Origin of the sequence: Streptomyces sp. SAI-127, assembly GCF_029894425.1 — a bacterium.
Taxonomy (GTDB): domain Bacteria; phylum Actinomycetota; class Actinomycetes; order Streptomycetales; family Streptomycetaceae; genus Streptomyces.
The window spans coordinates 9,787,465-9,807,093 of sequence record NZ_JARXYJ010000001.1 but is presented as its reverse complement, the minus strand read 5'-3'; the positions used below and the strand labels follow the sequence as shown (position 1 = coordinate 9,807,093).

The window sequence follows — 19,629 nt, the reverse complement described above, 5'->3', positions numbered from 1 at the left end:
CTCCTCTGCGGAAGGCTCTGCATGAACCACCCGGACCCGCACGGCACCGCCTCCTTCTCCGAGATGGCACTACCGCCCCAGGTGCTGCGCACCCTCACCGAACTCGGCGTGCGCGAGCCCTTCCCGATCCAGGCGGCCACCCTGCCCGACGCCCTCGCGGGACGTGACGTCCTGGGGCGCGGGCGCACCGGATCGGGCAAGACGCTCGCCTTCGGCCTGCCGCTGCTCGTCCGGACGGCCGGGCAGCGCGCGGAGGCGAAGCAGCCCCTCGCACTGATCCTCGTGCCCACCCGGGAGCTGGCCCAGCAGGTCACCGAGGCGCTCGCGCCGTACGCCGACGCACTCCGGCTGCGGATGGCCGCGGTCGTCGGCGGCATGTCGATCGGCCGGCAGACCGCCGCGCTGCGGGAGGGGGCCGAAGTCGTCGTCGCCACCCCCGGACGACTGCACGACCTCATCGAGCGCAAGGCCTGCCGCCTGGGACGCGTGCGGATCACCGTCCTCGACGAGGCCGACCAGATGTGCGACATGGGCTTCCTGCCGCAGGTCACCGAAGTGCTCGACCAGGTGCGTCCCGACGGCCAGCGGATGCTCTTCTCGGCCACCCTCGACCGTGACGTCGACCAGTTGGTCAGCCGCTATCTCAACGACCCTGTCGTGCACTCGGTCGACCCGTCCGCAGGCGCCGTCTCGACGAGCGATCACCATGTGCTGGTCGTCCACGGCCCCGACCGGTACGCCGTCACCACCGAGATCGCCGCCCGTGACGGCCGCGTGCTGCTGTTCCTCGACACCAAGCACGCCGTCGACCAGCTCACCCGGCACCTGCGGGCCGGCGGAGTGCACGCTGCGGCCCTGCACAGCGGCAAGTCCCAGCCGCAGCGCACCCGTACCCTCGCGCAGTTCAAGGACGGCCAGGTCACCGTCCTGGTCGCCACCAATGTCGCGGCCCGCGGCCTGCACATCGACGACCTCGACCTCGTCGTCAACGTCGATCCGCCCACCGACGCCAAGGACTATCTGCACCGCGCGGGGCGTACCGCCCGGGCGGGTGAGTCCGGAAAGGTCGTCACCTTGGTGCTGTCGGGCCAGCGCCGCGAGACGAGCCGGGTGATGACCGAGGCCGGCATCGAGCCGACCGTCACCAAGGTGCGCTCGGGCGAGGCGGAGCTGAGCCGGATCACCGGGGCCAAGGCCCCCTCCGGCACCCCGCTCGACCGAGGCCCCGCCGTGCCGCGGCCCAAGAACACCAACGCCCCCTTCCGCGGACTGGGCACCAGCAAGGACGCCTCCCGCGGCACCGGCGGCAAGTCCCGGAAATCCGGCGAGGCCCGCAAGCTCGCCGAGGCCCGGAGGGCGGCACAGGTGCGTCGCGGCGGCTGAGCGCCGTTGTCCGGCGTCGGTACGGCTGTGCTTCGACGGCAGTTCCCGACGTGCCCGCCGAGGGCGTCGAACTTCTCACCGGCAAGGAGCTCAGCGGTTTTCGGCAGGCTAGTTGTGTGTACTGGTCGGCCGTCCGGCTCGGTTCATGAAGGCGGCATGCGGCGGAGCGCTACGGAGCGAACATGTGGGAGGGTCCCTTTTACCGAGTCTGGCGCGACGGGTACGAGATCTGCTTCGTGCCCGGTGCGGACGAGGAGCTCGACGAGGTCTGCAATGTGGACATGTGGGTCACGCGGGACGACGGCGAGCGCTGGTCCGGAACCGTGTTCACCCTCGACGAGGTGCACCGGCTCATGGACCATCACCGGCAGACAGGCGAACGGTGTCGCAGTTCGTCCAGTTTCCGCTGGGTGGCCGCGCCGTCTCCGACCACCGTGGGAGTCGCCAGGGGCGGGCGCCGTGCGGCGCCCGCCCCTGGTCCCGGAACGGTTGTGGATCAGGCGACGGCCGGCTGCGGTCGGTGCGTCGGGGTCGCCAGTCGCCCGGTGCGGTGCAGGGCGTAGAGGGCGGCCGCGCAGGCGAGGCCGAGCGCGCACAGCGAGATCCACGGCAGCGCCGGCACCCCGGCCTCGCGAGCGGCGTCGAGGGCCGCGCCGGTGAGCAGGTTCCCGAGGGTGATGCCGATGCCGCAGACGGTGTTGTACAGCCCGTAGTGCGTGGCCACGAGACGGTCACCGCAGAGGCGGACGATGGTGTCCATCTCGAAGGGGTAGGCGATCATCGTGCCGATCGCCAGGAGCAGCGCGGCGAGCGTGGACGGCACCGCGGCCAGCAGCCACAGGCCCACACCGGAATCGGGGACGGGCAGGACGGTGGACAGCAGCAGAGGCACGAAGGCCAGGCCCATGGCCGCCAGACCTCGGGTCAGCGCCTGACCCGGCTCGTACCGGGCTTTGCACCACGCGGTCACCCTCGTCTGGCAGAGGATCGTGCTCAGTCCGGAGACGGCGAAGAGCCCTGCAACGGCCGCTGTGCCGAACTCGCCGTCACCGCCGACCCGTCGCACCTCCAGTGGCAGCGCGAGATAGACCTGGAAGGTGAGGACGTACGAGCCGATCATGGCGCCGGAGAACAGCAGGAACGGCCGGTTGGCGAGAATGCCGCGCCATTGGGCCAGTACGCCGCCCCGGCCGTCCTGCTTGGCCTTGCTGTCGTCGGCACGGCGAGTGGGCAGCGCCCGGATCTGGACGATGGACAGCAGTGCGAAGATCCCGGCGGAGACCAGGCAGGTGACGCGGAAGTCGACGCCTGTCAGCACCATGCCGACGAGCGGGCCCAGCAGGATGCCGGCCTGGTAGAAGACGTTGAACAGCGCGAACGCCTCAACCCTGCGCTCCCCCGCATCCGCGGCGAGGTACGCCCGGACCGCCGGATTGAACAGGGCCCCGGCGAGTCCCGTCGCCGCCGAGGCGGCGATCAGCGCGGCCAGGGAATCGACCAGCCCGAGCGTGGCGAAGCCGAGCGTGCGCAGCACGCATCCGGCGACGATCAACGGCTTGTAACCGAACCGGTCGGCGAGCGTCCCGCCGACGAGAAACATGCCCTGCTGGCTGAAGTTGCGTACGCCGAGGACGAGTCCGACGACCCAGCCGGCCAGTCCGAGGGTGCCGGACAGGTGGGCGGCCAGGTAGGGCATCAGCATGTAGAAGCCGAGGTTGATGGTGAACTGATTGACCATCAGCAACTGGACGCTGCGTTCGTAGCTGCGTACCTGAGCGAGGGTGCCCTTCACCGGCTCTCCTCCACGGCTTCGGTTTCCGCTGACGGTTGGGTCAGGGTGAGCGGGTCGACCACGTTGGGGCACCGGGTCCAACGAGCGACTTCTTTCTCGTCCATGCGCCCGATCACCTCGGGCTCGGGCGGGGGCGGTGAAGCGAGCAGCCCGTGGGCGGCGCAGTAGTCGTCGTCGAAGACCGTCCCGAGGTAGCGCTGCGGTCCGTCGGGGAAGATGGCCGCGATCCGGGTGTCCGCGGGCAGGGTGCCGGCCAGCCATCCGGCGACCAGGGCGACCGCACCTACGCTCCAGCCGCCAGTGGCGTAGTGCGAGGTGGCCAGTTGGCGGCAGGTCCACACCGCCTCGGCCGGGGCCACCCAGTGGACCTCGGAGAAGGCGTCGTAGGCGACGTTACGGGGGTAGATGCTCGATCCCAGACCCCGCATGAGCCGCGGCCGGGCCGGCTGGCCGAAGATCGTGGAGCCGATGGTGTCGACCCCGACCACTGTCAGGTCGGGGTAGAGCTGCTTCAGCACGCGGGAGATGCCGGCGGAGTGTCCGCCGGTGCCCACGCTGCACACCAGGACGTCGAGGTGGCCGAGTTCGCTTGCCAGTTCCAGGGCGAGCGGGGTGTAGGCGGTGGTGTTGTCCGGGTTGTTGTACTGGTCCGGGCACCAGGAGTCGGCGTGCTGCGCCATCAGTTGCTGAACGCGCTCGCGACGGGCCTGCTGCCAGCCGCCGGTGGGATGGGGCTCGGAGACCACATTGACCTGGGCGCCGTAGGCGGTCAGGAGCCGGGTCATGGACGTCTCCAGACCGGGGTCGGTGACCAGCGTTACCGGGTGGCCGTAGACCATTGCGGCCAGGGCGAGGCCGAGGCCAAGGGTGCCGCTGGTGGACTCGATGATCCGGGCGCCGGGGCGCAGGTCGCCGCGGGCGCGGGCCCGTTCCACCATGTGCAGGCCGGGCCGGTCCTTGATGCCGCCGGGATTGAAGCCCTCGAGCTTCGCCCAGAAGCCGCGGTCTGCCGGTGTCAGCGGCTGGGACACCCGCAGCAGCGGAGTGTTGCCCACCAGTGCCGACAGGGCGGACCGGTCGGGTGTGGCGGCGGTGTTCTTCAGTGACTGCATCTGTTCGCTCTCGCTCGATGAATGCGCAGTGCGTGTTCATCTCGCGCTACGGCCGCGTGCCGGACAGTCGGTACCGTCCGGGGCTGCGGAGCCGTTGCGCGGCAGCCGGTACGGGATCGGCTGCGGGCGAGAGGTCTAGATGCGCCAGCGCGAGGTGCGGGCGAGTGCGGTCCTGCCCGTATGTCCAGTGCGGAACCGGTAGGGACGGCTGTGTGCTCGGGGCCGTACCAGCGCCACGCAGAGGCCGACGAGCGCTGCCGTTCCGGCCCCGGTAGGTGGCTGCTGAGCAACGTGGTCGGTCGTACGGACGGCTTCGTCGGCACACTCCGCATCCCCGTGGTGGCCGTGCGGGCCGTGGGGCGCCCCGTCACTCGCAACCGGCGTCGACACCGCGGTGACGGCAGGTGCCGGCTGGTGCGGATCACCGGTAGGCCCGTGTACGACGGCGCACAGGCCGATCAGCAACAGCAGGGCGGCCCGCAGCAGACGGGCGAGTGGGTGCGGTCGGCGGCCGTCGGCCACGGCCCGTGGGGCGAATGTGGGCATGCGGGAGCTGGTTGGCACAGGTCCTCCGTGCGCCCGGGACTCTTCGGCCCGGCGGCAGCCAGGGCAGAAGCAAGCGGCAGGCATGGGTGGGGAGGCAGGTCGGCGTCGACAGCAGCGCCGGATCCTCGTCGAGGTGTGCGGAGTACTGGTGGTCGTCTCGCGCGAGTCGGCGACCGTTCTCATCGCCCGTCAGAGGGGCGCGGCCCGGACAGCCGGAAGGGGAGAACTGCTGCTTCTAGACCTGCTGGACCACGGACAGTCTCAGGGCCGCCGACGACGCGCCAGATATCACGAGCTGGCCTTGGCCGCGCCTGACCGAGGCAGACCCGGGGGCGGTGGATTCGCTAACCGACGCTGCAAAGCAGGGCGGTGTCAACACCGGTCCCTGCTGCGGCTGGCCGGATACGCAGTGCTCACCCCGGTGCGCGGGGGCGTGACCGCCATGCCGCTCGGCCATCGCGGCACGTGGGAAAAGGACCTGTGTGTCCGTGACGTCCAAGGCGCCCTCGGACTGCACCTGCGCGGGCGCTGCCGCGCTGGACACCAGGTGCCCTTCGACGCTCTCGACGTGCAGTCCGTGCGTGAACACAACGCCGAACAGCAGCACGGCCATGGCCAGCATGCGCAGCGACGGACCCGCAAACGCACGGGCCCGCGCCAAGCGCGGAGGTGACCAAGCCGTAATCATGCCGTGATGGTAGCGGCCCGCGGACCGTCCCCCGCCACCCCCCGGGCATCAGCACGCCAACGCGCCACGCACATGACCGATTTGCTTCGGCGAGCACCCCGGGCCGGCGGCACCCGGCACCAGCGAGCCCGGCCCTCGTGAGCAGTGCGCAGTCCCGGTCCGTACTAAGGGGCCTATCCGCCAAGCCCCTTGAGGGGATCCAGCGCGAGACAGGAGGAGGGGTCGAGATGGGAAGCCTGACTCTGAGCTGGTCCATCGCAGTCGTCGCCACTCTGGTCACCGCCGTCAGCGCGGTCCGGATGATGACCACGAGCGGCGAGGCCCGGTTCGCGGCAGGCGGCGACCTGCTGATGGGTCTGTGCATGGTCGCGATGTCCCTGCCCGCGACGGCGGCCTGGTACGGGGGTTACGGCCTGTGGTGGTCGGCGGCGTTCTCCCTCCTCGGGACCGGCGCCGTCGCGTTGGCCGTCAAGAGCACGCGTGAACGCGGCTGGAAGGAAGGCCGCCACTGGGTACACCTCATCGTCGGCAGCGCCGGCATGGTGCTCATGACGCTGGCGATGACGAACACGTCGTCCGGGCCCGTTCTCGCTCTGGGCCACCACGGCATGGCCGGGACGCCGGGGATGGAGCACGCGGCGGGTATGCAGCATGCGGCCGACACGGCAGGCTCGGCCCACGTGGAGGCCATGCCGGGCATGAGCGGCCATGGCTTGGCCGCCGGGGCGGAGGCGGCGTCGCCTTCCGTCTGGCGTTTCGTCGTCGCCGCGCTCGCCGTCTACTTCCTGTTGTCGATCGCCGCGTCGGTGCGGGTGCGTGTCCGGGACGCCGGCCGAAGCTCTCGCGCCGACGGTCGAGAGAGTGCTCGGCGCAGCGGCTGGGGCCGTTGGCTGCTGACCATGCCTGACACCGTCGTCGTGTTCTTGGCGTCGCTGGCGCTCTCCGTGTGGGACAGGGCCCGTACGACGGGCGGCGGCCGTCATGGGGGCCGTCGCCGCAGGATCGGCGCGGCACCGGAGGCGGCCCTCGCCGCCCACATCGGCATGGGCGGGACCATGTCCGCCATGCTGCTGATGATGGCCGTATAGCGACGACGCCCTCCTCGACACTCCCAGCGGCGTCGGCCTTGTGCAGGAGGCAGAGGAATGTTCGTGGGCCGCATCACATGCCATCGATACCCCTAGGGGGTATATGGTTGACCGTGTCGGGGCTCGAGAGACCGAGTCCCCACGAAGTACCCACGCGCGTCGACACCGGAGGAAGAAGCCATGACCGACCAGAAGAACGGCTCCTGCTGCTCCACCGAGGGTTCCTGCCACTCCGGCGCCGCGACCGAGGCCCAAGGCGGCGGGGTCACCACCGTCTACAAGGTGTCCGGCATGACCTGCGGCCACTGCGAGGGCGCGGTCTCGCAGGAGATATCCGCGCTGGGTGGCGTCACCGCGGTCACGGCCGTCGCCCAGACCGGTGAGGTGACTGTCGCATCCGCCGCCCCGCTCGACGAGGAGGCCGTCCGTGCCGCCGTCGACGAGGCGGGTTACGAACTCGTCGGCACGGCGTGAGCCCCTCCGGGGCCGGTTGGCCCCGGATCACATGTTGCCCCTGGGAAATCCCCATGCCCAGCACGGCTCCCGAGAAGACACTCCCCCGACAAGGCGCCGGCGCCCGCACGCCGCGATCGGCGGACTCCTCACCCTCCTGGTGATGCGAACCGAGAAGTCCGCGGGCTCCGTCCGCCAGGAAACCGAGCGGGCGGAGCCGGGCGAGCAGGTCGGCGTCTGAGCGCATGAGCTGCCGAACCGAGGTGCAGCGATGTCCGGCCGGTGGTCCGCCGGAGCCGCCCACAGGGCTCCGGCGGGCCACCGGCATCGCCCCGCACGGCAACGACGCCGGCAGACCGAAAGGAGGCGCTGTACGGCATCGACACCACGGGCGCATTGCACCGCAGTGCCGACGGCGGGGTCACCGGGAAGAAACTGCTCACGGTGCCGGGCGGCCGGCCCCAAGCGCTCACGCCGTCAGCGCCGGGCACGTCCTCTGGCCGCCGCGCAGAGCGGAGTCCACGAGTCGAGGGATGGTGCAAGCTCCTTCACCGAGCACCCCGAGGCGGAGACGAGCGGCGGGCACTGAGCCGGCCCGCGTCCGCCGATGCGCGGTGCCGCCGCGTGTTCAGCGGCCCTTGGAGGCCCGGCCGCGGCGGATGGCGAAGCCGCCCAGAAGCCCCACCTTCAGCATGACCGCAGCCAGGAGGCCGCCGGCGGCCCAGCCGGTCCACCGCCAGTTCGACAGCAGGACACTGCCGAGCCCGAGGTGTACCGCGAGGACGATCGCGACGACGGCCACGACGCCCACCACCTTGAGGTGACTGCGGCGCGGCCCGGCATCCGCCGACGACAGCCGGGCATCGCCGACGGCGGCCTCGGGAGAATCCGCCGACGTGTCGATTGCCTGCCAGTTCACCCGCAGGCTTTCGCGTCGGCCGAACCGCCCCACGTGCCCGGCGACGAGGTCCTGCAGCCGCTTCAGGTCGTCGGCTGCGTCTGCTTCGGCGTGCAGGAGCAGCGCACCGGGGGCGGCCCGCAGGGTGATCCGGCCCCAGGGCAGGGCGACATGCCCCTCGGTGTCGGACCACTCGACCCGGGCCTGCTCCGCCACGGCTCGCATCTCATGCGGCGCCTGGCCGTCACCGCCGGAATGGCCGTGGAGGCGCCGGCCGAGGTGGCGGCCCTTGTGGGAGAAGTGCTTGCAGAGCTGGACGAGGTACCGGCCGGGCCGTTCGGTCTCGACGCGGGCTTCGGCGGTTGGCATGGCGTTCCCTTTTCCGTGCGCCTGCCAGGCAGGCATCGTCTGGTGCGCTGATCGGTCCGTGGGCACGGCGCCGCATCGGACGCCGGTCCCGGCGGATGGGTGGGTCAGGTACGGGTGAGAGCCGCCAGCCACGCCCGGATGCCCTCCGGGTCGGTGGTGATGTCGATCGTGGACGGCTCGATGCTGTCGACCCGCCACCCCTCGGCGAACGCCGCTTCGATCTCGCCCCGCGTCAGCCTGTGCACCCGCCCCCACTCCCCCTGCTGCCGGTCGCTGAAGCCGAGCATGAAGTAGCGCCCGCCCCGGGGTACGACGGCCCGCAGGGCCTGAACGTAAGCGGCGCGGTCATCCCCGTCGAAGAGGTGGAAGAGCCCGCAGTCGAGCACCGTGTCGAACCGCTCGCCGAGTTCGCCCAGCCGCCTGGCATCGTGCCGCAGGAACCTCGCCGTACGACCACTGGCCCGGGCCTTGTCCTCGGCCGTGCGCAGGGCGTTCGCCGCCAGGTCCACGCCGGTCGCGTCCAGGCCGAGTCCAGCCGCCATGATCGCGTGCTCACCGGTCCCGCAGCCGACGTCCAGGACCCTGCCTCCCAAGGCACCGGCGTCGGCGAGAGCGGCGAACGCCGGCTGAGCCCGGCCGATGTCCCAGGGCGGTCTGGTGGCATAGAGGTCGTCCGGCGTGGGCGGGACCGGGGCACCGGAGTGGGGGTGGTGGGTCGAGCCGGCCATGGTGCGCTCTCCCGTCTGTCCTGAGCGTCCGGGTTCCCGGGACGACCTCAGCTTTATCGAGACACACTGTCTCTGTCAATCCACAGTGTCACGGCATCGCCGGATCGTATGCTGGGGCCGTGCCCAAGCTCTGGAACGAGACGATCGACGCGCACCGCGCCGCCGTACGCAAGGCGGTCCTGGAAACCACCGCGGCGCTGGTCGCCGAGCACGGGCTGACGTCGGTGACGATGTCGCGGATCGCGAAGGACTCCGGGATCGGGCGCGCGACGCTGTACAAGTACTTTCCGGACGTCGAGTCGATCCTCCTCGCCTGGCACGAGCAGCAGATCACCCACCACCTCGACCACCTGGCCGCAGTCCGGGACCGGACCGACGGTGCCGGAGCGCGTCTGAAGGCGGTGCTGCGGGCGTTCGCCCTCATCTCCCGCGTGTCCCGGCAGCACCATGACGGCGATGTGGCGGCGTTCCTGCACCGTGACCGCCAGGTCAACCAGGCACAGCAGCGACTTCACGGCATGGTCGAGGACCTGCTGGCCGACGGTGTACAGACCGGCGACGTACGGGACGACATCGCTCCCGGCGAACTCGCGAGCTACTGCCTGCACGCCCTCACCGCGGCCGGCGACCTGCCGTCCGAGGCCGCGGTGCACCGGCTCGTCGCCCTCACCCTCACCGGGGTGCGGCCGGGTGGCGCCGGCTCATCGGACAGTCCCCGACGCACCGACGCCACGGTGCATGCGCAGCACCACCCTGGGCACCACCCCGGCCACGGCGGTCACTCTGCCCGTCCGTAAGCGCGCCGGCACCAAGCTCCCGGGACGGCCACCAAGGCTCACCCCCCCGGCTTCAGTGGCTGTGTGAGTCGTCGGCGTGCCCCGCCTCCTCACTCTCGACAGGAGCTGCGGTCCCCTCAGGATCCGCGGAGGCCGGAGTCCCGCTGTTCCTGTCATGGTCGTGGCCCGGATTCGCCTGCTCCGGTGTCTGTGCCTCTCCGGCGGGCTCGTCGCCGTGGCTGTGCCCGCCGCCGCCCGACTCGGCGGCCATGCCGTCGGCGATGCCGCGCAGGCCGACGAAGGCGAGGGCGGCGGTGAGAAGAACCAGGATGCCCGCCGGGCCCAGGATGCTGCGCCAGCGGGCGGGCTCGTGCCGGAGCACGTACGCCACGAAGGAGAGGGCCAGTCCGAAGGGGATCAGCATCGCGGCGCGTTCGGGAAAGTCCTCGAAGTGCTGCAGTCCGCCGCTGAGCATGCCGATGCCGAACGACAGGGCGAGCGACGCGGTGACGATGCCCAGCACCCTGGTCGCCGCGGGCCGCCGCTTGGTGAGGACGAACTCGTTGAGCACGGTGGCGAAGAGGAATACCGCCGCGCCGACGACGGCAATGAGCGTGTAGCGGGCGGGATCCAGCGGATGGTGCACGATGGCGCCGCTGATGAGTCCGGCGCCGACGAACGTGGCGGCGTAACCGAGGTAGCTGCCGAGCAGGGGCGTGCGCTTCGGGGCACGACGGCGACCCCGCCGCCGCTCGGCACGGCCCGGCGACCGGTCCGGCTCGGTCAGGGGTCCACCGGAGTCGCGCGCGGTGACGGCCTGCTGCCCGGGCCCTGGGTCGTACGGTTCGCGTGCATGCGTGGCCCGACTCGGTGAAGGTGCGTAGGTGCGGTGGGCGAGATGGTGCTGGGACAAGTGGACGCCTTTCAGCGCGGGCCGCACGCGGGTACGCGGATCGGCCCCTCGGAGCGTGGACGGTGAATGGGCGGCCGAGCCAGGAAGGCGCGGTCCGCCGGCACGACACCTCCTGGTGTGCGTGCGTCAGGTCACCGTCGGCCTAGATCCGCAGTACCGACAGCTGCGCCCGTGCGGGACCCCCGCCAAAGTCCTGGACCGCACCGGCGGTGGACGCAGCGAGATCCGTGGCGCCGCTCGACACGGCCGTGCAGGGTGGCGGGGCCAGCCATGCTTCACCCGGGATCAGCGCGAAGCAGTCGGACACGTCCGTCGCTTCGACATGTGCCCGGTGCCCTCGCTCCTGCTGCTCCACGCTCACGTGGGCCACATCCAGCAAGTGCACAGCACCGGCTTCGTCAGCGCCGACGGGATACGCCTCGTGAGAGTCCGTGACCGCGATGGGTGCCGAGACGCCGCCATGCGCTCCCGCGTGGCTCAGTGTGTGCAGCACGCCGACGCCGAGCAACAGCAGGGCCAGCAGGACAAGACGTGCGGCGACGCCGCTCGCCTTCATACCGCCGCTCACAGGCCCGCCCCTACCGCCATGTCCGACGCCCGGTGCAGGCGCTGATGGTTGTCCCTGGTCATCTCAGCCTACCCATGGCACGTCGCGCCCCGGAGGGCGGACCTCATGGAGACCGACACGGCACTTATACCCGTACGGGGTATGGTGGCCTTCCTCGCTTGCAGAGAGTACGGACGCCTCGTGATGACGGTAGGAGAGCCGCTGCCCCGGTTCGGCGGTGCCGCCCGCTGGACACGCGGGCTGCTCGTCACGCTGTGCGCGGTGCTCGCCGTACTACTGCACCACGAGCTGCCCGACGCACCGGTCACCACGATGTCGGCATCCGCGGCACACACCATGCCGGGATCTCCCTCACTTCCCGCCGCCCACTCCCACACGGGCTCACCAGCCGCAGCCGGCGCCGTCGTGCACGGTTCGGACGGCGCTGCCTGTCCTTCCATGGCGATGCAGCTGTGCACCGCTGCCGGTGTCCACGTCGTACAGCTCACGGCCCCGCCCGAGTCACCGGCCCCCGCCTTCTCGGTTCCCGTCGCCGTGCACGCGGGCGTGGACGCCGCACGGTCGGTGAGTCGTGCGCCACCCGACCTGTCTCTCATTTCTCTGCTGCGCATATAGGCCGCGTCCCACGGCTTCCCGCGTCCCGGCGACGCCGGCGAGCCGTGTCCGGACCACCCCGAACGCCTTTCGCGCATCGAGAAGAGGATCCATTCGTGAACAGCATCAACCGTCGCTCCGTCCTGCTCGCCGGACTGGGCGCGGCCGGTACCGGCCTGCTCGCCGCCTGCAGCAGCGACACCTCCAACAGCCCCGCCCTGCTCAGCCCGTCCGGTTCGCAGGTCGCCCGCACCGAGAAGAAGCGGACCAGTACGGGCAGGGTGCACCGCCTCAACCTGACGGCCGCTCCCGCAACGCTCGACCTGGGCGCCGGCATCACGGCCAAGTCCTGGGCCTTCAGCGGCCGGGCTCCCGGTAAGGAGATCCGGATCTCGGCCGGCGACACCCTCGCCGCCGAACTGTCCAACCAGTTGCCCGGCCAGACCACGACCTCCCTCCACTGGCACGGCATCGCACTGCGCAGCGACATGGACGGTGTACCGCCCCTCACCCAGACCGGGGTGCGGGCCGGGTCCGCCTTCACGTACCGGTTCATCGCCGACGCGCCCGGCACGTACTTCTCCCACCCGCACGTCGGCGTCCAGCTCGACCGCGGCCTGTACGCGCCGCTGATCGTCGAGGACCCCGGGGAGCCGCTGGGGTACGACGACGAGTGGGTCGTCGTCCTCGACGACTGGCTGGACGGCGTGACCGGCACCCCCGACGAAGCCTTCGCCGAACTCAGGCAGGGCATGGGCGCCATGGACATGGGCGGTTCAGGCGACGCATCCACCCCCTCCGCGTCGGCCGGCTCGTCCGGTCACGACATGGGACACATGGGCGGAATGGACATGGGCGGCGCCGGCATGGACGCCACGACGTCCTCGCCGTCCGCCTCCGCCGAGGATGGTATGTCGATGAGGTTCATGCTCATGGGCGCCACCAGTGAACTGCTCGGCGGCGACGCCGGGGACGTCGAGTACCCCTACCACCTGATCAACGGGCGGGTGCCGGCCGCCCCGGCCGTCTACACCGGCAAGCCGGGCAGGCGCGTCCGTCTCCGCATCATCAACGCGGGCGCCGACACCGCCTACCGGGTGGCGCTCGGTGGCCACCAGCTGACCGTCACCCACACCGACGGCTTTCCCGTGGAGCACCAGCAGGCCGACTCGCTGCTGATCGGCATGGGCGAGCGGTACGACGTCCTGGTCACCCTCGGCGACGGCGTCTTCCCGCTCGTCGCGCTCGCCGAGGGCAAAAACGCGAGCGGCATGGCCCTGGTGCGCACCGGGTCGGGAAGCGCGCCGAAGCCGACCGTGCGACCGGCCGAGCTGGACGGTGTGATCGTGACCGCTGCGCAGCTGCATGCGGCCGACGACGTACGGCTGGACGAGAAGAAGGCGGGCCGGGTCCACCGCATCGAACTGACCGGCAGCATGGCGAAGTACGACTGGTCCATCGACGGCAGGCGGTACGACATGGCCGATCCGACCGCGAACCCGCTGCTCGTCGAGGAGGGCGAGCGGGTCCGGCTCGACTTCGTCAACACGAGCGACATGTGGCATCCGATGCATCTGCACGGCCACACCTACCAGCTCGGCAGCACCGGTCCGCGCAAGGACACCACCATCGTGCTGCCCAGGAAGTCGGTGTCGGTCGTCTTCGACGCGGACAATCCCGGCCAGTGGATGCTGCACTGCCACAACGCCTACCACGGTGAGGCCGGGATGATGGCGGTCGTGGCCTACGGGGCCTGAGCCTGCAGTTGCCGGTCCGTGGCGGGGCTCAGCGGCCCCGCCCCGGACCGTAGTAGCTGAGGAACATGTCCACCCCGCTGACGATGAGGCGGTCGGCGAGACTCTCGTCCACTTGCGTGCCGTAAGTACTGAAGACCATGTGGGGAAAGACCAGCAGCGCGTACAGCTGGGTGATCGCGGTCTCCAGGTCGGGGATGACCAGCCGGCCCTGATCCGCGAGCTCGCGGAGGGCGCCGGCGACGGCCGGATGGTGGCCCTCGGGACCCCGGCCCTGCCAGGCGCGGCCGAGTTCGGGGAAGCGGTGCTGTTCGGCGGCGACCAGGTTGCGCAGGGCGATGACGTCCTGGTTGGTCCTGACGGCGTGCACCCACGTTCGGGCCGTGTCCAGGAGTGCGGAGCGCAGGTCCTCCGCCTCGGGCAGCCCTTCGAGCGCGGCCGAGGAGGCGTGGCCCAGGGGTTCGTCGAGCGCGCTCGTGATGACCGCGGTGAACAGCGCTTCCTTGCTGCCGAAGTGGTTGTAGACGGTCACCTTGGACACGTTCGCCTCGGCGGCGATGGCGTCCATACCAACGCCGAAGCCCTCCCGCAGGAACAGTTCGCGCGCTGCCCGGACGATGGCCTGCCGCTTCTGCTCCGCCCGGGGGCCGCTGGGGGGCTGTTTGACGCTGTCCACATTCATGGGCCGATCGTAGCAACCGACTGAACTGAACAGTTGAGTTCATATGTACTGAGCCGTACAGTTCAGTTGTGGGCGGGCAACTGCCTCTGCCCGCGCCCATGGCCATGGGGTGGGTGTCACCGTGCTCGGCGTTCGCCGCCGCGCCGGCCTTCACCACCATGCCGACCTCTCCATTCCGCCCCTCGCGACAAGGACCCGTCATGACACATTCCGCGAGCGCCGCACACCACGCACCGGTAGATCACCACCCGTCGGCCGACCCACGCCGCTGGGCGGCGCTGGCCCTCATCTGCGTCGCGCAGTTCATGCTGATCCTCGACGTCACCGTGGTGAACGTCGCGCTGCCCGACATGGCCTCCGACCTCCACCTCGACCGGGCGACACTGACCTGGACGGTCACCGCGTACACCCTGTGCTTCGGCGGGCTGATGCTGCTCGGCGGACGCCTCGCCGACGCCCTCGGCGCTCGCCGCACCCTCCTCGCCGGACTCGCCGTCTTCACCGCCGCCTCGCTGGTCACCGGACTCGCCGGCGGCGCCGCCGTGCTCCTGGGCGGGCGGATCGCCCAGGGCGTCGGGGCCGCCCTGCTCTCCCCGGCGGCGCTCTCGATCGTCACCACCACTTTCCACGGCCCCGAGCGCAACAAGGCACTGGGCGTGTGGGCCGCGATCGGCGCCTCCGGCTCGGCGGCCGGCGTCCTGATCGGGGGCGCGCTCACCGACGGTCCCGGCTGGCAGTGGGTCTTCTTCATCAACGTCCCGATCGGCATCGCTGTTCTCGCCGCCCTGCCCGCGCTCGTCCCCGCCCGCGCCCCGCAGCCGGCCCGGCTCGACCTGCCCGGCGCACTGCTGGTCACCGCGGGCACCGGCCTGCTCATCTACGGCCTGGTGGAGGCGGGCGACTCCGGCTGGTCCGACGCAGCCACACTGCTGCCGCTGGCCGCCGCGGTGGCGCTGTACGCAGGATTCGCCGCGGTCGAACGGGCCGCCCAGGCCCCGCTGATGGACCTGAGGATGTTCACCCGGCGCCCGGTGCTCGCGGGAGCGTTCCTGATGCTGATCGCGACCGCGCTGCTGATCGCCTACTTCTTCCTCGGCTCGGTCTACCTCCAGCACGTCCAGGGCCTCAGCCCGCTGAAGACCGGCCTGCTGTTCCTGCCGGTGGCCGTGGCCACCGGCCTCGGCGCCCACCTCGCCTCCCGGCTCCTCGGCCGCGTCGGCAGCCGAACCGTCGCCGCGACCGGCATGGCGATCGCCGCCGCCGGATCCCTGCCGCTGACCCGGCTGACCGCCGACAGCAGCGTGTACGCGGGCCTGCTGCCCGCCTTCGTCGTGGCAACCTTCGGCCTCGGCACGGTCTTCGTCACCGCCACCACCACCGCGCTGGGCATGATCGAACACCACGAGGCGGGCCTCGCCTCCGGCGTCGTCAACACCTTCCACGAGGTGGGCGGCTCGATCGGCGTGGCGGTCGTCTCCACGGTCGCCGCCTCGGGCATCGAGTCCGGCTCCATAGACGGATTCACGAACGCCTTCACCGTCTGCGCACTCGCGGCGGCGGTGAGCGCCGCGGTGGCACTGGGACTCGTACCCCGTGGCAAGCCGCAGATGACCGGGGGCCCGCACGTGCACTGACACGTCTGCGCATGAACGACGCACGCCTGGCTAAATACCCCTGGGGGGTATATGGTTCCGTGGTGTGGGGCTCGGGCACGGGCCACACTGGATGAGAATGGGGAAGAGGTCATGGACCACACCGCTCACGACCACACCACTCACGAGGGCCACGCCGAGCACGGCGGGCACGCGGGGGCATCCTGGGGAACGGCCGTGAAGGCGACGCTGCACTGCCTGACCGGCTGCGCCATCGGCGAAATCCTCGGCATGGCCATCGGCACCGCCCTGCTGTGGGGCAACGTACCCACGATGGTCCTGGCGATCGCGCTGGCGTTCCTCTTCGGCTACTCCTTCACGCTCTTCGCGGTGCGCCGGGCCGGCCTGGACCTCAAGACCGCCATCAAGGTCGCGCTCGCGGCCGACACCGTCTCCATCGCCGTCATGGAGCTGGTCGACAACGCGATCATCGCCTTCACCCCGGGCGCGATGGACGCCGAGCTGTCCGACGGACTGTTCTGGTCCGCCCTGCTCGGCGGCTTCGCGGTCGCCTTCCTGATCACCACACCGGTCAACAAGTGGATGATCGGCCGGGGCAAGGGGCACGCGGTCGTCCACGCCTACCACTGACCATCAACCGGACCGGCGCAAACGCCTGGGGCGTCCCGAGACGATGGGGTGGCGCCCCAGGCGTTTGCGCACACCGCACCGGCCGGAACAACGGAGAGAAAAGCCGCCGTCAGACGGTCACACGCCCCCGGCTGCCACTGCCCGGGAAGCGCGGCTGCGACATCGTCGGCGGGCAGGTGTAGCGGTCCATCCTCGCCGAGCTGGTTGATCCACAACAGCACACCGTCCGGGCCACGGGGGGGCGGCCTCAGTGGGAAAGAGGCGGCAGCGCGCTGGCATCGGCGCGCAGTCACAAGATTGAGCGGCCGAGGGCCCGTGCAGCATCTGCTCGGACAGATCCACGCTGACCACCTGCGCGAACAAGCTGCCCCCGACGCCGGCTCGCGAACCGTCCGGCGACAGAACGGGCGGTGCCGGCGTCCCGGGAGCGGTGGCCCGCCGCCCGATCGCGGGCGAGGGCGCGGAAGACCTCGGCCATCCATCCGTCGCAGTCACGGCAGACATGGCGGCTGTTTCAGCAGACCGGCGGCACAAGGCGGATCAACTTCAGGGGGGCCAGAAACGGATCGACACTCGCATCTCTGCCTGCCCTCGTCCTCGTCGCGGAGGGCAGCGACGGCGAGAACGGGGAGACCGCTCAGCCGGGCGGGGCGGAGTGGTCGACAGCCTCCGTGGCGCTCCTGCCACCGGCCGCACCCACCTCACCCCTCCCCCGCGCGGCCCCCTCCACCAGTCGCCGGATGTCCGACAGATCGGCCTCGAACTCCGCGGTGAAGTCGACGGGAAGGTCCAGCCAGGGCCCGAGCCTGGTGTGGCCGGGGAGTTCGCTGTCCGGGAGTTGACCGCGGCGGCTGCGTGGGTCGAGGGCACCGGGGGCGAAACGGCCCGAGGCTTCGGACGTGGCGAAGCCGATGACGAAGGTGCTGATCAGCCGCTCCAGGCGGGGCACCTCCGAGTCCGGGACCCCGGCCTCGATCAGGGCCAGGTAGATGATGTCCACCGCACGCACGGCGTCCGGTGTGACGGCGGGGCGCGAGAAGAGCAGGTGCGCGGCCCAGGGATGCCGCTGGGTCACCTTCCGGCAGGCGTGCGCGAGGGAGTTCAGCCGTGCGTCCCAGGTCTGATTCTCCACCGCGTCCGACGGCAACAGCGCGGACAGCAGGCGTCCGACCATGCCGTCCAGCAGCGCCGCCTTGTCCTTGACGTGCCGGTACAGCGCCATCGGCGTGACACCGACCCGGTCGGCCAGCGCGCGCATCGACAGCGCCTCCAGGCCACGCTCGTCGGCGATGTCCAGTGCCGCGTCCAGGATCTCTTCCCGCCTGCCACCCATAGGTCTACAGTGTAGACGTATACGCCGTAGACATGGAGGGGAAGGATGCTCGTAGCGGGTGGGTTGGTGAAGTGTCATGGCCGTCATCGCGCGCTCGACGGCTTCGATCTGATGGTCGGGCCCGGCGAGATCGTCGGCCTGATCGGCCACAACGGTGCAGGCAAGACGACCTTCGTGGAGATCGTCACCGGTCTCCTGCGTCCCGACGCGGGCCGGATCCGCATCGGACCGTACGACGCGTTGACCGAAGGGCGGGCCGCGCGACGGCTCATCGGGACGGCTCCCCAGGAGCTGGCTCTGTACGGCAGCGTCACGGTGCGGCAGAACCTGCGGCTGTTCGCCGGCCTCGCGGGGCTGCGCGGACGGCGCCGCGAGGCGGGGATCGCGCGGGTCCTTGAGGAGCTTCAGTTGTCGGCGCTCGCGGACCGGCCGGTGGGCGTGCTGTCCGGCGGGCAGCGCCGCCGGGTCCAGGCGGCCACCGCGATGGTCGGCTCTCCGCCCCTTCTGCTGCTGGACGAGCCGACCGCCGGGGCCGATCCGGAGACCCGCTCGGCACTGCTGGCCGCCGTCAGGGCGCGCGCAGAGACCGGTGTCGCGGTGGTCTACACGACCCACTACCTCCCCGAACTCGTCGATCTGAACGCCACGTTGGCGCTCGCGAGGGAGGGCCGGGTCATCGCGCGCGGCACCCAGGAGGAGCTCACCCGCCACCTGCCCGGCGAGCTCAGGACCAGATCACCTTCGCCGACCCGGCGGAACCCGAGCTGCGGATGCCGACCACGGATCCCGGCGCCGACCTGGCCGCCCTGCTCGCCTCCGGCCGTACGCCCGCCTCCGTCGACGTACACCGCCCCGGCCTGGACGACCTCTACCACTCCCTGGAGACCGCAGCGCTCGAGGGGACGCAGGCCCATGACGCCGCCGCGTGAGTCCACCACCCGCATCGGCGTCCTCGTACGCCACAACACCCTGCTGATGTTGCGCGAACCGGGCCCGCTGCTGAGCCGGATGATCCTGCCGCTGGTCTTCATGACCCTGTTGCGTCCGCTCTACCTGTCCGCGCAGGGCAGCACGGCCGGTACGGAACAAGCTGTCGTCGGCACGCTGGTCACCTTCTCGCTGCTCGCGCTCAGCATCTCCGGCAACGCGATCCTCACCGAGCGGCTCGGCCGCACCTGGGACCGGCTGCGCTGCACGCCGCTGCGTCCGGGGGAGCTGCTCCTCGGCAAGGCCGTCCCGGTCCTCACCGCCCTGCTCGCCCAGCAGCTCCTGATCGTCGGCTTCGGGGTGTGCGTGTTCGGGCTGCGGGTCCCGCACCCGTTCCTGCTGCTGGGGGTCCTGCTCAGCTGGAGCTGCACCCTGCTCGCGCTAGGGGCGCTGCTCGGCGTGCTCGTGCGCACCATGGGCGAGCTCTCGGCGGCCTACGACATCGGCGGCATGCTCCTCAGCAGCGTCGGCGGCGCGCTCGTCCCGCTCGGCGTCCTGCCGGCATGGGTGGCAGACGTCGCTCCGGTCTCCCCCGGCTACTGGGCCGCCCACGGCCTGCGCGCCTCTCTCGTGGGCGACGCCCGCACCGCGGCGGTGGCCTGCGGCACGCTCCTCGGCGTGGCCGTGGTCTGCGCCGCCCTCGCCTCGGTCCGGCTTCAGGGTCGCAGCGGGCGGGTGGTGGCGCTCTAGGCAGGCACGTTCGCCACGTGTCCGCGTCGGGC

The 19,629-nt window shown here is 71.1% G+C and carries 18 protein-coding genes; 9 read left to right on the top strand and 9 right to left on the bottom strand.

Going from position 1 to position 19,629, the window contains the following annotated elements; all coding sequences use genetic code 11:
* Nucleotides 1–21: 21 nt before the first annotated feature.
* The gene (locus tag M2157_RS44940) at nucleotides 22–1,383 is read left to right on the top strand and encodes a DEAD/DEAH box helicase (protein WP_280855370.1); all 1,362 of its coding nucleotides are present in this window, start codon (nucleotides 22–24) and stop codon (nucleotides 1,381–1,383) included.
* Nucleotides 1,384–1,879: 496 nt separating this feature from the next.
* Here the strand turns inward: M2157_RS44940 and M2157_RS44935 are convergent, their stop codons facing one another.
* The 3 genes from M2157_RS44935 to M2157_RS44925 form a co-directional block, all read right to left on the bottom strand.
* Complete coding sequence (locus M2157_RS44935; RefSeq protein ID WP_280868077.1) at nucleotides 1,880–3,175, bottom strand: MFS transporter; 1,296 nt, start codon at nucleotides 3,173–3,175, stop codon at nucleotides 1,880–1,882.
* Nucleotides 3,172–4,287 (bottom strand): PLP-dependent cysteine synthase family protein, encoded by a 1,116-nt coding sequence (locus M2157_RS44930; protein ID WP_280855372.1) that lies wholly within the window; start codon nucleotides 4,285–4,287, stop codon nucleotides 3,172–3,174. The genes M2157_RS44935 and M2157_RS44930 overlap by 4 nt, the downstream gene beginning before the upstream one ends.
* A gap of 135 nt (nucleotides 4,288–4,422) precedes the next feature.
* Nucleotides 4,423–4,833, bottom strand: a complete 411-nt coding sequence (locus tag M2157_RS44925) for a hypothetical protein (RefSeq protein WP_280855373.1) — start codon at nucleotides 4,831–4,833, stop codon at nucleotides 4,423–4,425.
* 915 nt (nucleotides 4,834–5,748) lie between these two features.
* Between M2157_RS44925 and M2157_RS44920 the strand changes: the two genes are divergently transcribed.
* Both M2157_RS44920 and M2157_RS44915 read left to right on the top strand, forming a co-directional pair.
* Nucleotides 5,749–6,609: a DUF5134 domain-containing protein gene (locus M2157_RS44920; RefSeq protein WP_280868076.1), complete on the top strand. Its 861-nt coding sequence runs from the start codon at nucleotides 5,749–5,751 to the stop codon at nucleotides 6,607–6,609.
* A gap of 180 nt (nucleotides 6,610–6,789) precedes the next feature.
* Entirely contained in the window at nucleotides 6,790–7,083 is a 294-nt protein-coding gene (locus M2157_RS44915) for a heavy-metal-associated domain-containing protein (RefSeq protein WP_280868075.1), read from the top strand.
* A gap of 607 nt (nucleotides 7,084–7,690) precedes the next feature.
* Here the strand turns inward: M2157_RS44915 and M2157_RS44910 are convergent.
* A complete protein-coding gene (locus tag M2157_RS44910; RefSeq protein ID WP_280855377.1) occupies nucleotides 7,691–8,329 on the bottom strand; it encodes a DUF2218 domain-containing protein in 639 nt (212 codons plus the stop codon).
* 104 nt (nucleotides 8,330–8,433) lie between these two features.
* Nucleotides 8,434–9,057, bottom strand: coding sequence for a class I SAM-dependent methyltransferase (locus M2157_RS44905; protein WP_280855378.1), 624 nt, complete (start codon nucleotides 9,055–9,057; stop codon nucleotides 8,434–8,436).
* Between the two features lie 119 nt (nucleotides 9,058–9,176).
* On the opposite strand from M2157_RS44905, the gene M2157_RS44900 reads away from it, so the two are divergent.
* Nucleotides 9,177–9,854: a TetR/AcrR family transcriptional regulator gene (locus M2157_RS44900; RefSeq protein WP_280855379.1), complete on the top strand. Its 678-nt coding sequence runs from the start codon at nucleotides 9,177–9,179 to the stop codon at nucleotides 9,852–9,854.
* Nucleotides 9,855–9,906: 52 nt separating this feature from the next.
* Here the strand turns inward: M2157_RS44900 and M2157_RS44895 are convergent, their stop codons facing one another.
* Nucleotides 9,907–10,746 (bottom strand): hypothetical protein, encoded by an 840-nt coding sequence (locus M2157_RS44895; protein ID WP_280855380.1) that lies wholly within the window; start codon nucleotides 10,744–10,746, stop codon nucleotides 9,907–9,909.
* A 142-nt stretch (nucleotides 10,747–10,888) separates the two neighbouring features.
* A complete protein-coding gene (locus M2157_RS44890) occupies nucleotides 10,889–11,314 on the bottom strand; it encodes a hypothetical protein (protein WP_280855381.1) in 426 nt (141 codons plus the stop codon).
* A gap of 183 nt (nucleotides 11,315–11,497) precedes the next feature.
* Here M2157_RS44890 and M2157_RS44885 point away from each other — a divergent pair, with 183 nt between their 5' ends.
* Both M2157_RS44885 and M2157_RS44880 read left to right on the top strand, forming a co-directional pair.
* On the top strand, nucleotides 11,498–11,929 hold the full coding sequence (locus tag M2157_RS44885) for a DUF6153 family protein (protein WP_280855382.1): 432 nt from the start codon (nucleotides 11,498–11,500) through the stop codon (nucleotides 11,927–11,929).
* Nucleotides 11,930–12,024: 95 nt separating this feature from the next.
* Nucleotides 12,025–13,665: a multicopper oxidase family protein gene (locus tag M2157_RS44880; RefSeq protein ID WP_280868074.1), complete on the top strand. Its 1,641-nt coding sequence runs from the start codon at nucleotides 12,025–12,027 to the stop codon at nucleotides 13,663–13,665.
* Nucleotides 13,666–13,693: 28 nt separating this feature from the next.
* Here M2157_RS44880 and M2157_RS44875 read toward each other — a convergent pair whose 3' ends face one another.
* Nucleotides 13,694–14,344, bottom strand: a complete 651-nt coding sequence (locus tag M2157_RS44875; protein WP_280855384.1) for a TetR/AcrR family transcriptional regulator — start codon at nucleotides 14,342–14,344, stop codon at nucleotides 13,694–13,696.
* Between the two features lie 200 nt (nucleotides 14,345–14,544).
* Between M2157_RS44875 and M2157_RS44870 the strand changes: the two genes are divergently transcribed.
* Nucleotides 14,545–15,978 carry an MFS transporter gene (locus tag M2157_RS44870; protein ID WP_280855385.1) on the top strand — a complete coding sequence of 478 codons (1,434 nt, stop codon included), beginning with the start codon at nucleotides 14,545–14,547 and terminating at the stop codon, nucleotides 15,976–15,978.
* Between the two features lie 111 nt (nucleotides 15,979–16,089).
* A complete protein-coding gene (locus M2157_RS44865; RefSeq protein ID WP_280855386.1) occupies nucleotides 16,090–16,587 on the top strand; it encodes a DUF4396 domain-containing protein in 498 nt (165 codons plus the stop codon).
* A gap of 637 nt (nucleotides 16,588–17,224) precedes the next feature.
* Here M2157_RS44865 and M2157_RS44860 read toward each other — a convergent pair.
* Nucleotides 17,225–17,920, bottom strand: a complete 696-nt coding sequence (locus M2157_RS44860; protein WP_280868073.1) for a TetR/AcrR family transcriptional regulator C-terminal domain-containing protein — start codon at nucleotides 17,918–17,920, stop codon at nucleotides 17,225–17,227.
* A gap of 45 nt (nucleotides 17,921–17,965) precedes the next feature.
* On the opposite strand from M2157_RS44860, the gene M2157_RS44855 reads away from it, so the two are divergent.
* On the top strand, nucleotides 17,966–19,597 hold the full coding sequence (locus tag M2157_RS44855; RefSeq protein ID WP_280868072.1) for an ABC transporter ATP-binding protein/permease: 1,632 nt from the start codon (nucleotides 17,966–17,968) through the stop codon (nucleotides 19,595–19,597).
* Nucleotides 19,598–19,629 lie beyond the last annotated feature (32 nt).